At 68.6% G+C, this 13,145-nt stretch carries 18 protein-coding genes; 3 read left to right on the top strand and 15 right to left on the bottom strand.

What is annotated here, in order from left to right:
- Window positions 1–3 precede the first annotated feature (3 nt).
- Window positions 4–549 (bottom strand): adenylate kinase, encoded by a 546-nt coding sequence (locus tag G6N64_RS11940; protein WP_163797164.1) that lies wholly within the window; start codon window positions 547–549, stop codon window positions 4–6.
- Window positions 546–1,865, bottom strand: coding sequence for a preprotein translocase subunit SecY (gene secY, locus G6N64_RS11935; protein ID WP_163797162.1), 1,320 nt, complete (start codon window positions 1,863–1,865; stop codon window positions 546–548). Before secY ends, G6N64_RS11940 begins: the two co-directional genes overlap by 4 nt.
- Window positions 1,866–2,170: 305 nt before the next feature.
- Between secY and G6N64_RS11930 the strand changes: the two genes are divergently transcribed.
- Genes G6N64_RS11930 through G6N64_RS11920 form a run of 3 tightly spaced genes read left to right on the top strand, consistent with a single transcriptional unit; the run spans window position 2,171 to window position 4,935 of the window.
- Window positions 2,171–3,076 (top strand): class I SAM-dependent methyltransferase, encoded by a 906-nt coding sequence (locus tag G6N64_RS11930; protein ID WP_163797161.1) that lies wholly within the window; start codon window positions 2,171–2,173, stop codon window positions 3,074–3,076.
- A gap of 31 nt (window positions 3,077–3,107) precedes the next feature.
- Window positions 3,108–4,019, top strand: coding sequence for an SAM-dependent methyltransferase (locus G6N64_RS11925; RefSeq protein WP_163797159.1), 912 nt, complete (start codon window positions 3,108–3,110; stop codon window positions 4,017–4,019).
- 13 nt (window positions 4,020–4,032) lie between these two features.
- Entirely contained in the window at window positions 4,033–4,935 is a 903-nt protein-coding gene (locus G6N64_RS11920) for a class I SAM-dependent methyltransferase (protein ID WP_163797157.1), read from the top strand.
- Here the strand turns inward: G6N64_RS11920 and sppA are convergent.
- The 13 genes from sppA to G6N64_RS11855 all read right to left on the bottom strand — a co-directional run bounded on the left by sppA (window position 4,932) and on the right by G6N64_RS11855 (window position 13,072).
- Entirely contained in the window at window positions 4,932–6,689 is a 1,758-nt protein-coding gene (sppA, locus tag G6N64_RS11915) for a signal peptide peptidase SppA (protein ID WP_163797155.1), read from the bottom strand. The two genes, G6N64_RS11920 and sppA, sit on opposite strands and share 4 nt — an antisense overlap.
- Before the next feature lie 157 nt (window positions 6,690–6,846).
- On the bottom strand, window positions 6,847–7,281 hold the full coding sequence (gene rplO, locus G6N64_RS11910; protein WP_174266946.1) for a 50S ribosomal protein L15: 435 nt from the start codon (window positions 7,279–7,281) through the stop codon (window positions 6,847–6,849).
- Between the two features lie 15 nt (window positions 7,282–7,296).
- A complete protein-coding gene (gene rpmD / locus G6N64_RS11905; protein ID WP_163797152.1) occupies window positions 7,297–7,476 on the bottom strand; it encodes a 50S ribosomal protein L30 in 180 nt (59 codons plus the stop codon).
- A 2-nt stretch (window positions 7,477–7,478) separates the two neighbouring features.
- Window positions 7,479–8,192: a 30S ribosomal protein S5 gene (rpsE, locus tag G6N64_RS11900; protein WP_174266796.1), complete on the bottom strand. Its 714-nt coding sequence runs from the start codon at window positions 8,190–8,192 to the stop codon at window positions 7,479–7,481.
- Window positions 8,193–8,230: 38 nt separating this feature from the next.
- Window positions 8,231–8,635 (bottom strand): 50S ribosomal protein L18, encoded by a 405-nt coding sequence (gene rplR / locus G6N64_RS11895; protein WP_163797148.1) that lies wholly within the window; start codon window positions 8,633–8,635, stop codon window positions 8,231–8,233.
- 2 nt (window positions 8,636–8,637) lie between these two features.
- Window positions 8,638–9,177 carry a 50S ribosomal protein L6 gene (gene rplF, locus G6N64_RS11890; RefSeq protein ID WP_163797146.1) on the bottom strand — a complete coding sequence of 180 codons (540 nt, stop codon included), beginning with the start codon at window positions 9,175–9,177 and terminating at the stop codon, window positions 8,638–8,640.
- Between the two features lie 11 nt (window positions 9,178–9,188).
- Window positions 9,189–9,587 carry a 30S ribosomal protein S8 gene (rpsH, locus tag G6N64_RS11885; protein ID WP_163797144.1) on the bottom strand — a complete coding sequence of 133 codons (399 nt, stop codon included), beginning with the start codon at window positions 9,585–9,587 and terminating at the stop codon, window positions 9,189–9,191.
- A 127-nt stretch (window positions 9,588–9,714) separates the two neighbouring features.
- Window positions 9,715–9,900 (bottom strand): type Z 30S ribosomal protein S14, encoded by a 186-nt coding sequence (locus G6N64_RS11880; protein ID WP_011778599.1) that lies wholly within the window; start codon window positions 9,898–9,900, stop codon window positions 9,715–9,717.
- Between the two features lie 2 nt (window positions 9,901–9,902).
- Window positions 9,903–10,475 carry a 50S ribosomal protein L5 gene (gene rplE, locus G6N64_RS11875; RefSeq protein WP_163797142.1) on the bottom strand — a complete coding sequence of 191 codons (573 nt, stop codon included), beginning with the start codon at window positions 10,473–10,475 and terminating at the stop codon, window positions 9,903–9,905.
- Window positions 10,476–10,477: 2 nt separating this feature from the next.
- Window positions 10,478–10,795 carry a 50S ribosomal protein L24 gene (gene rplX, locus G6N64_RS11870; protein WP_163797140.1) on the bottom strand — a complete coding sequence of 106 codons (318 nt, stop codon included), beginning with the start codon at window positions 10,793–10,795 and terminating at the stop codon, window positions 10,478–10,480.
- Window positions 10,796–11,164 carry a 50S ribosomal protein L14 gene (gene rplN / locus G6N64_RS11865; protein ID WP_163797138.1) on the bottom strand — a complete coding sequence of 123 codons (369 nt, stop codon included), beginning with the start codon at window positions 11,162–11,164 and terminating at the stop codon, window positions 10,796–10,798.
- A gap of 298 nt (window positions 11,165–11,462) precedes the next feature.
- A complete protein-coding gene (locus G6N64_RS11860; RefSeq protein ID WP_163797136.1) occupies window positions 11,463–12,344 on the bottom strand; it encodes a formylglycine-generating enzyme family protein in 882 nt (293 codons plus the stop codon).
- Between the two features lie 8 nt (window positions 12,345–12,352).
- A complete protein-coding gene (locus tag G6N64_RS11855; protein ID WP_246231120.1) occupies window positions 12,353–13,072 on the bottom strand; it encodes a hypothetical protein in 720 nt (239 codons plus the stop codon).
- Between the last annotated feature and the right edge of the window lie 73 nt (window positions 13,073–13,145).

The raw sequence follows: 13,145 nt of genomic DNA, 5'->3' as shown, positions 1-13,145 counted from the left end.
CGACTACCTTCCGAGCGCCTGCAGGGCGCGGGCGAACACTTCGTCGAGACTGCCGATCGCGTCGACGGTCTTGAGTTCGGCGGAGTAGTGGTCGAGCAGCGGTGCCGTCTCGTCGCGGTAGACCTTCATCCGGTTGAGGATGACCTCGTCGGTGTCGTCGGCGCGGCCACGGCTCTTGAGACGGCTGAGCAGCTCGTCCTCGGAGACCCGGAACTCCAGCACGGCATCGAGCTTGAGGTCGCGCTTGGCGAGGATGTCGCCCAGCGCCTCGGCCTGCTCGACCGACCGCGGGTAGCCGTCGAGGATGAACCCCGAGGCGGCGTCGGCGTCGTCCAGCCGGTCGTCGACCAGCGCGTTCGTGAGCGTCGCGGGCACCAGGTCACCGGCGTCGAGGTACTTCTTGGCCTCGAGTCCCAGCTCGGTCTCGTTCGTGATGTTGTGCCGGAACAGGTCGCCGGTCGAGATGTGCGGCACGCCGAGCTTCTCGGCCAGCTTCTCGGCCTGCGTGCCCTTGCCCGCGCCCGGCGGCCCCAACAGGACGATTCTCACTTCAGGAACCCTTCGTAGTTGCGCTGCATCAGCTGGCTCTCGATCTGCTTCACCGTGTCCAGGCCGACGCCCACCATGATGAGCACCGCGGTGCCACCGAACGGCAGGTTCTGTACGGATCCCGAGTTGCCCATCTCGAGGAAGAGGTTGGGCAGGACGGCGACGACGCCGAGGTAGATCGAGCCGGGCAGCGTGATGCGGCTCAACACGTAGCGCAGGTAGTCCGCGGTGGGCCTGCCGGGACGGATGCCGGGAATGAAGCCACCGAACTTCTTCATCTCGTCGGCACGCTCGTCGGGGTTGAAGGTGATCGACACGTAGAAGTACGTGAAGAACACGATCAGGCCGAAGTAGAGGGCGATGTAGACCGGGCTGGCGGGGTTCGTCAGGTAGTTCGCGACGAACCGGTCCCACCAACTCGTGTCGGGGCTACCGCTGCGGATCAGCTGGGTGACGAGCTGCGGCACGTAGATCAGCGACGACGCGAAGATCACGGGGATGACGCCCGCCTGGTTGACCTTCAGTGGCAGGTACGTCGAGGTGCCGCCGTACATCTTGCGGCCGACCATGCGCTTGGCGTACTGCACCGGGATGCGGCGTTGACCCTGCTCGACGAAGACGACCGCGATGATGATCATGAGCGCCGCGAACGCGACGAGCGCGAAGACCACGCCGCCGCGGCTCTCGAGGATGAGCTGGCCCTCGGCGGGAATGCGGGCGGCGATGCCGGCGAAGATCAGCAGCGACATGCCGTTGCCGATGCCGCGCTCGGTGACGAGTTCACCCATCCACATGACCAGCGAGGCGCCGGCGGTCAGCACCAGCACGATGACGGCCAGCGAGAAGATCGACGAGTCCTGGATGATGTCGAGGCTGCAGCCCTGCAGCAGTCCGCCGTTGGCGGCGAGAGCCACGATGGACGTGCCCTGCAGCAGTGCCAGCGCGACCGCAAGATAACGCGTGTACTGCGTCATCTTGGCCTGACCGGACTGGCCCTCCTTGCGTAGCTGCTCGAAGCGCGGGATCACCACGGTGAGCAGCTGCACGATGATGCTCGCGGTGATGTAGGGCATGACGCCCACCGCGAACACCGACAGCTGCAGCAGTGCGCCGCCGGAGAACAAGTTGATCAGCGAGTAGATCTGCGCCGAGTCGCCACCTTGGACCTGCTCGATGCACTTCTGCACGTTGGGGTAGTTCACGCCTGGGGACGGCAGCGTCGCGCCGGCCCGGTACAGAATGACGATTCCCAGAGTGAAGAGGATCTTGCGTCTGAGGTCGGCCGTCCGCAGCGATGAGATGAAAGCCGAAAGCACTCTTCCTCCTGCGCAGCCGAGTCCGTGCCGCGGCATGCAAATGTGGCTGGTCCGACCAGCGCGTTTGGGTTATGTCCTGCGCGATCTCGCCGCAAGCCGACAGCCTGCGACATCGCGTGTCAAACAGTCTACGAGAGTAACAGTTGCGATCCCCCCGGCCCGAATCCGCTGCGCGCTCGCAACCGCCTCCCAGTTTCGCAGCGTACAGTCGGCCACGTTCGTTACATCGGCTAAGTACATGGAGTGTGCGCGGTGGAGTCAGTCGCCATCACCGAACTCAGCGGCCCGATCCTCGGTGGGCTCCGGTGACCCGTTCCGACGCCGACAGCTGGGACCTCGGGTCCAGCGTCGGCGCCACCGCCACCATGGTGGCCGCCGCACGGGCACTGGCCTCGAAGGAACCCGATCCCCTCATCCAGGACCCCTTCGCGGAGCCCCTGGTGCGTGCGGTCGGCATCGACTTCTTCACCAGGCTGGTCGACGGTGAGATCACCACGGGCGACGCGGACGACGGGGGTGCCGCATCGCTGATGACCGGGATCATGGCCGTCCGGACCCGCTTCTTCGACGACTTCTTCCTCGACGAGTGCCGGGCCGGGACCCGGCAGGCCGTCATCCTGGCCTCCGGTCTCGACTCCCGGGCTTACCGCCTCGACTGGCCGGACGGCACCACGGTCTTCGAGATCGATCAGCCCCGGGTGATCGAGGCCAAGTCCGCCACGATGGCCGACCTCGGCGCGGTTCCGTCCTGCGACCTGCGCACCGTGGCGGTCGACCTGCGCGACGACTGGCCCGCTGCCCTGCGGGACGCCGGCTTCGACCCCGACGTCCCGACGGCATGGAGCGCCGAGGGCCTTTTGGTCTACCTGCCGCCCGAGGCCCAGGACCGGCTCTTCGACGACGTCACGGACCTGTCGGCCCCGGGCAGCGCCCTGGCCACCGAGTACCACCCGGACGGCGGCGCCGGCCTGGCCGACCGGGCGAGCGCCATGAACGACGTGTGGCGCGACCACGGTTTCACCGTCGACCTCGGCAACCTCTTCTACGGGGGCGAACGCACGCCCGTCGTCGACTACCTCACCGGCCACGGCTGGACCACGACCGCACGCACCCGCGCCGAGGTCTTCGCCCACTACGGGCGCACCTTCGTCGGCGGCGACCTGTTCGCCGCCATGGCCAACTCCACGGCGATCATCGCCACCAGGGCCTGACCACGTCACCGCGAACACCGAGGAGCACGACATGACCGCCACGACCGGACGCCACGACGGCGACACCTTGGACCTCGCCTCGAGCGTGGGCGCCACCGCGACGGCCGTCGCGGCCTCCCGCGCCGCCGCCTCCAAGGGTCCCGACGCCCTTCTCGCCGACCCGTGGGCCGAACCGCTGGTGCGCGCCGTCGGCATCGACCACTTCATCCGGGTCGCCGACGGGGAGTCGCTCGACGAGGACGATCCCCTGCTGAACCGCCGCGCGATGCAGGAGCAGATGGCCGTCCGCACGCGCTTCTTCGACGAGTTCTTCGTCAACGCGTCGCGTGACGGTGTCCTGCAGGCGGTCATCCTCGCGTCGGGTCTGGACACCCGCGCCTACCGGCTGCCCTGGCCGGCGGGCGCCGTGGTGTTCGAGGTCGACCAGCCCGAGGTCATCGAGTTCAAGACGCGCACCCTGTCCGGGCTCGGCGCCGAACCCGGCGCCCGGCACCACACCGTCCCGATCGACCTGCGCGAGGACTGGCCCGCCGCCCTGCGCGACGCCGGATTCGACCCGAGCCTGCCGACCGCCTGGATCGCCGAGGGCCTGCTGCCGTACCTGCCGCCCGAGGCGCAGGACCGGCTGTTCGACGAGATCACCGCTCTCTCGGCGCCGGGCAGCCGGCTCGCCACCGAGCACATGGACCTCGCCGGTCTGCCCGACGACTGGGCGGAGAAACTGACCGAACGGACCAAGCGCCTCGGTTCCGACATCGACCTGGCGCAGCTGTTCTATCTCGGTGAGCGCAACAGCGCAGCCGACTACCTCGCCGGGCACGGTTGGGGCGTGTCCGTGCGCACGGTCGACGAGGCGTACGCCTCCAACGGCTTCACCCGCCCCGACGACGAGTTGGCGTCCTTCGGCGCCAACTCCGGCTACCTGACCGCAACCCTGAGCTGAACGGAGTACGACGATGGCACGCACCGATGGAGACTCGTGGGATCTGGCGTCGAGCGTGGGCGCCACCGCGACGATGGTGGCCGCGCAACGCGCGCTGAGCCACCGCGAAGAGCTGATCGACGATCCGCACGCCGAGCCGTTGGTGCGGGCGGTCGGCGTCGACTTCTTCACCCGGATGCTCGACGGCGACCTCCGGTTCGAGGACGTCGACCCCCGATTCACCGCGCGCCTGGCCGCCGAGAGCATGGCGGTGCGGACCCGGTGGTTCGACCAGATGTTTCTCGACGCCGCGGCGAGCGGGGTGCGGCAGGCCGTCATCCTTGCGGCCGGGCTCGACGCGCGCGGCTTCCGGCTCCCCTGGCCCGACGGCACGGTCGTCTACGAAGTGGACCAGCCCGAGGTGATCGAGTTCAAGAAGTCGACGCTGGCCGGTCTCGGTGCCACCCCCACTGCGACGCACCGCACCGTCGCCATCGACCTGCGCGAGGACTGGCCGAAGGCATTGCGCGACAGCGGCTTCGACCCGAGTCAGCCCACGGCGTGGAGCGCCGAGGGGCTGCTGATCTACCTGCCGGGTGACGCTCAGGACCGGTTGTTCGACCTCATCACCGAGCTGTCGGCACCCGGCAGCAGCCTGGCGACCGAACAGGTCGACGACGTCGAGTCGTTCGTCGACACGCGCTCCAAGGAACTCACCGACCGGATGAAGGACCTCGGCTCCGACATCGAGATGAGCAGCCTGGTGTACGGCGGCGAGCGCAACGACGTCGTCCGGTACCTGACCGACAGGGGCTGGGCGGTGACGGCGTCACCGGCGCGCGAGGCCCACGCGGCCAACGGTTTCGAGTTCCCGGAGGATGGTCTGATGGCCGCGTTCGGGGACCTGAGCTACATCCGCGCGACCCTGGGCTCCTAGAACCGGTAGTCGCCCAGCCACAGGGCGGTCGCCCCGGTCAGCGACCGCTCGGTCTGGGCCCACGCCCCCGCGATCGACCGGCCCAGCAGCGCGCCCACCGCATCCGGCAATGACGCCGCCGCCGGTTGCGACGACGCCTTGGGCCGCAGCACGTCCAGGACCGACGATCCGGGCAGCGCGACGACCTTCACCTCGGCGTCCGCGTCGAAGCCGGCGAGCACCTTCGCCCGGTTCACGGCGGTCCGCAGGCCACCGAGTTCGTCGACCAGCCCACGGTCCTTCGCGTCGGCACCCGTCCACACCCGTCCCCGCGCGACGGCGTCGACCTCCTGCACCGACATGCCGCGACCGGCGGCGACCCGCTCGACGAAGTCGGCGTAGAACAGGTCGGCCTCGGCCTGCACCTGCGCGTGCTGATCGTCGGTGAAGGGCGCGTTGGGCGACCAGGCGTCGGCGTTCGCGTTGGTGCGCACCGAGTCCGAGCCGACGCCGAGGCGCTCCTTGAGGTCGCGGGCCACCAGCTTGCCGGTGACCACGCCGATCGAACCGGTGATGGTGCCGGCGTTGGCGACGATGGCGTCGGCGGCCATCGACACGTAGTAGCCGCCCGACGCGGCGACCGCGCCCATCGAGGCGACCACGGGCTTGCCGGCCGTGCGGAGCCGCTCGACCTCGCGCCAGATGGTCTCCGACCCGGTGACCGAACCGCCGGGGCTGTCGACGCGCAGGACGACAGCGGACACCGAGTCGTCGGCGCCCGCCTGCCGCAGTGCGGCGGCGATGGTGTCGCCACCGGCGCTCGACGTGCCGAACGGCGACAGCCCGGGACCACCGCGGCCGCTGACGATGGGACCGTGCAGGGTGACGACGGCGACGGTCGGCTTGGACTTCGACACGAGCCCGGGCAGCGACGGCGTCGACGGGCGCTGCGCACGGGCGTACCGCGACAGGTACAGCCGCGGCGTGGCGTCGGGATCGTCGGCGTCGGCGAGTTCACCGATGCGCGCGTACGCCTCGTCGCGGAATCCGATCCGGTCGACGAGCCTGCCGTCGACTGCTGCCTCCCGCAGCAGCGGTGCCGCGTCGGCCAGCGCGTCGACGTCCGCGACCTCGAGGTGCCGGGACCGGGCGATCGCCTCGAACACCTGGCCGCGCAGGCTCTCGATCAGGCGCGAGTCCGCCTCGCGGTGGGCGTCGGTGTACCCGGTCTGGGTGAAGGTGTTCGCCGCGGACTTGTACTCGCCCTTGGCCACGAACTGCGCCTGCACGCCAGCCTTGTCGAGTGCGTCGCGCAGGAACAGCGCGCTGGTCGCGAACCCGACCAGCCCGACCGTGCCCGACGGCTGCATCCACACCTCGCGGAACGCCGATGCGAGGTAGTACGACATCGTCCCGGGGTAGGTCTCGGCCCACGCCAGCGACGGCTTCTGCGCGCTGAACGCCTCGATGGCGTCACGCAGCTCCTGAACCGGTCCCGCCGCGGCGGCGGCGACCTGCACGCGGGCGATCAACCCGGACACCCGCTCGTCCTTCGCGGCACGGTGGATGGCGGCGACGGCTTCGCGCAGCAGGATCGGCCGGCCGCCCGACAGCAGGGCCAGCGGGTCGAAGCCGCCGGTCTCGTTGGGCACGGACTGCAGGTCGAGTTCCAGGACGCAGCCAGTGGGCACCCCGTGGTGGCGGGCGGTGTCGACCTTGCGGCCGAGTGCGCGGAGGTCGTCGGTTCCCGGGATGCCGGACAGGAGGCTGAACATGACGAAAGCCTACCGACGGCGCCGAGTGGCCAGTCGTCGCGCGTTTGCCGGCCGCCGCCGCCACGCACGTGGCCACTCGGCGGGGGCGCGGCACGAAAAGGGCCCCCGCCGAAGCGGGGGCCCTACACGCGCGATGGATCTACGAAGGAGGCCGGGGTCAGGCCTCGGTCGCCGATCCGCCTGCGGCCGTGATCTTCTCGCGGGCACTGCCACTGAACTTGTGGGCGGTGACGTCGACCTTGGCGGTCAGGTTGCCGTCGCCCAGCACCTTCACGAGCTTGTTCTTGCGAACGGCTCCCGAGGACACCAGATCGTCGATGCCGATGGTGCCGCCCTTGGGGAACAGCCGCTCGATGTCGGCGACGTTCACCACCTCGTACTCGGTACGGAAACGGTTCTTGAAGCCCTTGAGCTTCGGCAGCCGCATGTGGATCGGCATCTGGCCACCTTCGAACGTCACGGGGACGTTCTTGCGGGCCTTCGTGCCCTTGGTGCCGCGACCGGCGGTCTTGCCCTTGGAGCCCTCACCGCGGCCGAGACGCTGCTTCTTCGTCTTGGACCCGGCGGCGGGCTTCAGGTCGTGCAGCTTGATGACATCGCTCACGAGCTACGCCTCCTCAACTTCTACGAGGTGGTTCACCACGGCCAGCAGGCCGCGGGTCTGCGCGTTGTCCTCGCGGACCACGGTCTGGCGGATCTTCCGCAAGCCGAGGCTGCGCAGGCTCTCGCGCTGCTTCCAGCGGGCACCGACGGTGCCACGCGTCTGCGTGATCTTCAGTTCGGCCATGGCTATGCGCTTCCTTCACGTGCGGCCGACGCTGCGAGCGCGTCTGCCTCGCGGCGGGCCTTCAGCATGCTCGCCGGGGCGACGTCCTCGATGGACAGTCCGCGACGGGCTGCGACCTCTTCGGGCCGCTGAATCATCTTGAGCGCGGCGACCGTCGCGTGCACGACGTTGATCGCGTTGTCGCTACCGAGCGACTTGGCCAGGATGTCGTGCACGCCGGCGCATTCCAGCACCGCGCGGGCAGCACCGCCGGCGATGACGCCGGTACCGGGGCTGGCCGGACGGAGCATCACGACGCCTGCAGCGGCCTCGCCCTGCACCGGGTGGACGATGGTCCCGCCGATGAGCGGCACGCGGAAGAAGCCCTTGCGAGCCTCCTCGACGCCCTTGGCGATGGCGGCCGGAACTTCCTTGGCCTTGCCGTAGCCGACTCCGACCATGCCCTTGCCGTCACCGACGATGACGAGCGCGGTGAAGCTGAAGCGCCGACCACCCTTGACGACCTTCGACACGCGGTTGATCGCGACCACGCGCTCGAGGTAGTTGCTCTTGTCGCCGCCGTCACGTCCGCCGCGCCCACCGCGGTCGTCACGACGACCCCGGTTGTCGCCGCGACCGTCGCGGCCGCCGCCGCCGCCGCCACGGTTGTCGGACACACCGCCCCGGTTATCGGACGTAGCCGGACCGGCGCCGGCACCAGTTGCCTGCTCGGCCATCATGCAGTCCTTCCGTTTACTTCACTGAGAGTCTTCATCTAGAACTTGAGCCCGCCTTCTCGCGCGGCGTCAGCCAGCGCGGCGATGCGTCCGCCGTAGGTGTAGCCACCGCGGTCGAAGACCACGGTCTCGATGCCCGCGGCCTTGGCGCGCTCGGCGATGAGCTGTCCGACCCGCACGCTGTGGGCCTTCTTGTCACCGTCGACCGCACGCACGTCGGCCTCGATGGACGACGCTGCGGCCAGGGTCACGCCCTGCAGGTCGTCGACGAGCTGCACGTGGATGTGCCGCGAGGAGCGGTTGACCACCAGGCGCGGCGTCGTGTCGGTGCCGGCGACCTTCTTGCGCAGCCGGGCGTGCCTGCGGATGCGGGCGACCCGACGGGTCTGGGAGATGTTCTGCCCGACCGGCTTCCGCTTCTCGGTATCTGTGTTAGCAGCCATGTCTACTTACCTGTCTTTCCGACCTTGCGGCGGATCTGCTCACCCTCGTAGCGAACGCCCTTGCCCTTGTACGGGTCCGGGCGGCGCAGGCGACGGATGTTCGCCGAGATCTGACCGACCTTCTGCTTGTCGATTCCGGTGATCGAGAACTTCGTGGGCGTCTCCACCGCGAAGGTGATGCCCTCCGGAGCCTCGATCACGACGGGATGGCTGTATCCGAGCGCGAACTCGAGGGTGTTGCCCTTGAGCACGACGCGGTAGCCCACGCCGAAGATCTCCATCTTCGTGGTGTAACCCTCGGTCACACCGGTGATGAGGTTGGCGACCAGCGTGCGCGACAACCCGTGCAGCGAGCGGTTGCGCCGCTCGTCGTCGGGTCGTGCCACCACGATGGCGCCGTCATCGCTGCGCTCGACCGAGATCGGTTCTGCGACGGCGAGATCCAGCGTGCCCTTGGGGCCCTTGACCGAGACGTGCTGTCCCTCGATCGTGACGTCGACCCCGGACGGAACCAGGACCGGCTGCTTTCCAATGCGCGACATGTCTTCTTCCCCTACCAGACGTAGGCGAGGACTTCGCCGCCCACGCCTTGTCGAGCTGCCTGACGGTCGGTGAGTAGACCCGAGGACGTGGAGATGATCGCCACGCCCAGGCCACCCAGCACCCGGGGCAGGTTGGTGGACTTCGCGTACACCCGGAGACCGGGCTTGGAGACGCGGCGCAGGCCGGCGATGCTCCGTTCCCGGCTCGGGCCGTACTTCAACTGCACCACGAGGGCCTTGCCCACGCGGGCGTCCTCGGTGTGAAAGTCGGTGATGTAGCCCTCGGACTTCAGGATCTCGGCCATGTTCGCCTTGATCTTGCTGTGGGGCAACGTCACCTCGTCGTGGAACGCCGAGTTGGCGTTGCGCAGACGTGTCAAGAAGTCTGCAATCGGGTCAGTCATCGTCATGACAACCGGCTCACCTTCCTCGCGGCGGTTCCCTCAGTGTGTCTGTGGGGCCTGCCGCAATGCTGTTCTAAATGGTCTTTTGGCCTTGCCCGCGCAGGTCGCGCCGGCGGTATCGCTGGAGCTGGAGTTACCAGCTGGACTTCTGCACGCCCGGCAGTTCGCCGGCATGTGCCATCTCCCGCAGGCAGATTCGGCACAGGCCGAACTTGCGGAAGACCGCGTGCGGACGACCGCACCGGTTGCACCGGGTGTAACCCCGCACCTTGAACTTGGGCTTCTTGTTGGCCTTGTTGACCAGAGCCTTCTTTGCCATGCTCAGTTCTCCTTGAACGGGAAGCCGAGCGCACGCAGCAGCGCGCGGCCTTCGTCGTCGTTCGTCGCCGAGGTGACGACCGTGATGTCCATGCCACGCGGACGATCGATGCTGTCCACGTCGATCTCGTGGAACACGGACTGCTCGTTGAGCCCGAACGTGTAGTTGCCGTTGCCGTCGAACTGCTTGGGCGACAGGCCGCGGAAGTCGCGGATACGCGGGAGCGCGATCGACACCAGGCGATCCAGGAACTCCCACATGCGGTCGTTGCGCAGCGTGACGCGGGCACCGATCGGCATGCCCTCGCGAAGCTTGAACTGCGCGATCGACTTGCGGGCCTTGCGGATCTCCGGCTTCTGGCCGGTGATGAGCGCGAGGTCGGTGACGGCGCCGTTGATCAGCTTCGCGTCACGGGCGGCGTCGCCGACGCCCATGTTCACGACGACCTTGACCACGCCGGGGATCTGCATGACGTTGGCGTAGTTGAACTGCTCGTTGAGGGAGTTCTTGATCTCGTCGCGGTAGCGCTGCTTGAGCCGCGGCATGGTCTTCTCGGTGGTTTCTGCGGTAGTCATCTTCAGATGTCCTTGCCGTTCTTCTTCGACACCCGGACGTTCTTGCCGGTCTCTTCGTCACGGCGGTAGCCGATCCGGGTGGGGTTGCCGTCGGAGTCGACCACCATCACGTTGCTCACGTGGACGGGGGCTTCCTGCGTCACGATGCCGCCCGAGGACGCGCCACGCTCGTTCTGCGACACGGCGGTGTGCTTCTTGATCCGGTTGACGCCCTCGACGAGGACCTTCTCACGGTCGGGGTAGGCCACCAGGACCTTGCCCTTCGCGCCCTTGTCCTTGCCCGCGACGACCAGAACGGTGTCGCCCTTGTGCACCTTCATTTACAGCACCTCCGGGGCCAGCGAGACGATCTTCATGAACTTCTTCTCGCGCAGCTCGCGACCGACCGGCCCGAAGATGCGAGTGCCGCGCGGGTCGTTGTCGGGCTTGATGATGACGGCCGCGTTCTCGTCGAACTTGATGTAGCTGCCATCGGCACGGCGACGTTCCTTGACGGTGCGGACGATGACCGCCTTGACGACGTCGCCCTTCTTGACGTTGCCACCGGGGATGGCGTCCTTGACGGTCGCCACGATGATGTCGCCGATGCCGGCGTAGCGCCGACCCGACCCACCGAGCACCCGGATGCACAAGATCTCCTTGGCGCCCGTGTTGTCGGCGATCTTCACCCGCGATTCCTGCTGAATCACTCGATCTCCTCGATTACTAACACGCTTGACGCACGGTGAGCAGCACGAAGCAACTCGACGTACGCGATCTTCGTCGTCTCAAGAGCACGCAGGGCTGGCTTCGGATGAGCGATACTGCGAAGTGCTACATCCAGTGGTCAGCCGAGGTCTGCCCAAGGCAACCCCTACATACTAGGTGAGCCCGCGCATCGAACCAAATCGCTGCTCAACCCCTTCGGCGGCCCCACCGGCGAGCGTGCGTGTCTGCGGGCGACACGCCGGTCGCGGACCCGACACTACGCACGCTCGGTGCCGCAGATCAGCCTACGACGCAGCGGAAACCGATGTGCGTGGTGGCGCTGTCCTGCGACTGCGCTGAGCGGGCGGCGGGTCGATAGCGATGGCAGTACTCCGGCGCGCACAGGTGCGAGCCACCCTTCAGCGTCTGGCTCACCGAGGGATCCGGCTCGTGACTCGGAGTGCAACAACCCTCCGCTCCTGCCCGCCGGTGCCCTCCCGAGTACAGAGTCGTCGTCCACTCCCACACGTTCCCGATCATGTCGAGCAGGCCGAACGCGTTCGGCGGAAACGTCCCCACCGGTGACGTTCCCGTCCATCCGAGCGCACCGTCGTTGCGGTACGGGAACCGGCCCTGCCAGGTGTTGGCCATCAGCACGCCCCCCGGCGCCACCTCGTCCCCCCACGCGTAGACGGTGCCGGTGCCGCCGCCGGCCGCGTACTCCCACTCCGCCTCGGTCGGCAGGCGGCGACCAGCCCAGCTCGCGTACGCCGCGGCGTCCGGGTACGCCACCTGCACCACGGGGTGGTCCGCGCGGTCTCGAACGTCGACGCCACCGTCGGGGCCGAACGGGAGCCGCCACTGGGCGCCCGGCGACCAGTCCCACCACTGCCGCCAGTCGGCGAGGTCGACGGGGCCCTCCGACGGCCGGAACACCAGCGAGCCCGGGATCAAATCACGTTCTGGCACACCGGGATACGAGAGAGGGTCGAGCGGCCGCTCCGCCACGGTGACGTACCCGGTGTCGGCGACGAAGGCCGCGAACTGGGCGTTGGTGACCGGATGACGCTCGATGGCGAACCCCCGCACCGTGACCTCGTGGACGGGCGACTCGTCGGGATAGAAGCGCGTCGACCCCATCCGCAGCACGCCGCCGGGCAGGTCGACCAGGTCACTCGGCACGTCGACGCTCAGGGGATCCGGACCTCGAAGTCGCCGGTCAGTACGTCACTGGCGGCGTCCAGTTCGTCGACGCCCGCCGGCGCCTCGACGTGCACGACGACCAGGTAGTCCGCGGTGTTGGTCCACACGTGCGCGAGGCGGTCGTAGAAGGAGACGGCGTTCTGCGGGGAGTTCGACCAGGCGCCCATGAGCTTCTGCCCGCTGTAGTCGCATAGTTCGCCGGGCAGGACGCTGACGCTGCTGATCGACGACTTCGCCATCACCTCGTCGGCGTAGCGGCGGAACGCTGCGTCGGCGCCGAGGTCGGTGGGCGCGATCGTGATGGTGGCGGTCATGCCCTTCGGTCCGGCCAGCGTGCCGGCGACGGCGTCGGTGCCCTCGGTGGAAGTCCACCCCTCGGGGACGGCGAGGACGATCTGCGGCGCGGTCGCGTCGTCGATGGCCGCGACGAACCCGGCGGGCGGCCGGGGATCCGGGGTGCACGTGACCGTGCCGGCCGGCACCGGTGCGCGGCTGGTCTCGAGGATGCCGGGCGCGCCGGGCGTTCCCGTCGCCGACGTCGTCGGATCGGCCTCCGATCGGGTCGGGGCCGCGGTCACCGCCTCCTCCTCCACCGAGGTTCCGGGCGGGGCCGCCACCGAGACGCCGTCGTCGGTGCGCACGCACGCCGATGTCGCGAGCGCCGCCGCGACGGCCATTGCCGCTGCGACGATGCGTACGGCGTTCATCGGGCCTCCATTGGCGCTGGTGAGACGACCACTCTAGCGAGCCCACGGCCACGGGTCGGCGATTCGCGCATCG

The sequence above is a fragment of the Mycolicibacterium sediminis genome (genome assembly GCF_010731735.1).
GTDB lineage: Bacteria > Actinomycetota > Actinomycetes > Mycobacteriales > Mycobacteriaceae > Mycobacterium > Mycobacterium sediminis.
This window is presented reverse-complemented; position numbering and strand designations above follow the sequence as displayed.

Bases quoted from the DNA above. Each gene is read 5' to 3' on its own strand.
- G6N64_RS11925 (WP_163797159.1), top strand. From the start codon at position 3,108: ATGACCGCCACGACCGGACGCCACGACGGCGACACCTTGGACCTCGCC.
- G6N64_RS11920 (WP_163797157.1), top strand. From the start codon at position 4,033: ATGGCACGCACCGATGGAGACTCGTGGGATCTGGCGTCGAGCGTGGGC.
- sppA (WP_163797155.1), bottom strand. From the start codon at position 6,689: ATGTTCAGCCTCCTGTCCGGCATCCCGGGAACCGACGACCTCCGCGCA.
- rpmD (WP_163797152.1), bottom strand. From the start codon at position 7,476: ATGGCCGAACTGAAGATCACGCAGACGCGTGGCACCGTCGGTGCCCGC.
- rpsE (WP_174266796.1), bottom strand. From the start codon at position 8,192: ATGGCCGAGCAGGCAACTGGTGCCGGCGCCGGTCCGGCTACGTCCGAT.
- rplR (WP_163797148.1), bottom strand. From the start codon at position 8,635: ATGGCTGCTAACACAGATACCGAGAAGCGGAAGCCGGTCGGGCAGAAC.
- rplF (WP_163797146.1), bottom strand. From the start codon at position 9,177: ATGTCGCGCATTGGAAAGCAGCCGGTCCTGGTTCCGTCCGGGGTCGAC.
- rpsH (WP_163797144.1), bottom strand. From the start codon at position 9,587: ATGACGATGACTGACCCGATTGCAGACTTCTTGACACGTCTGCGCAAC.
- G6N64_RS11880 (WP_011778599.1), bottom strand. From the start codon at position 9,900: ATGGCAAAGAAGGCTCTGGTCAACAAGGCCAACAAGAAGCCCAAGTTC.
- rplE (WP_163797142.1), bottom strand. From the start codon at position 10,475: ATGACTACCGCAGAAACCACCGAGAAGACCATGCCGCGGCTCAAGCAG.
- rplX (WP_163797140.1), bottom strand. From the start codon at position 10,795: ATGAAGGTGCACAAGGGCGACACCGTTCTGGTCGTCGCGGGCAAGGAC.
- G6N64_RS11855 (WP_246231120.1), bottom strand. From the start codon at position 13,072: ATGAACGCCGTACGCATCGTCGCAGCGGCAATGGCCGTCGCGGCGGCG.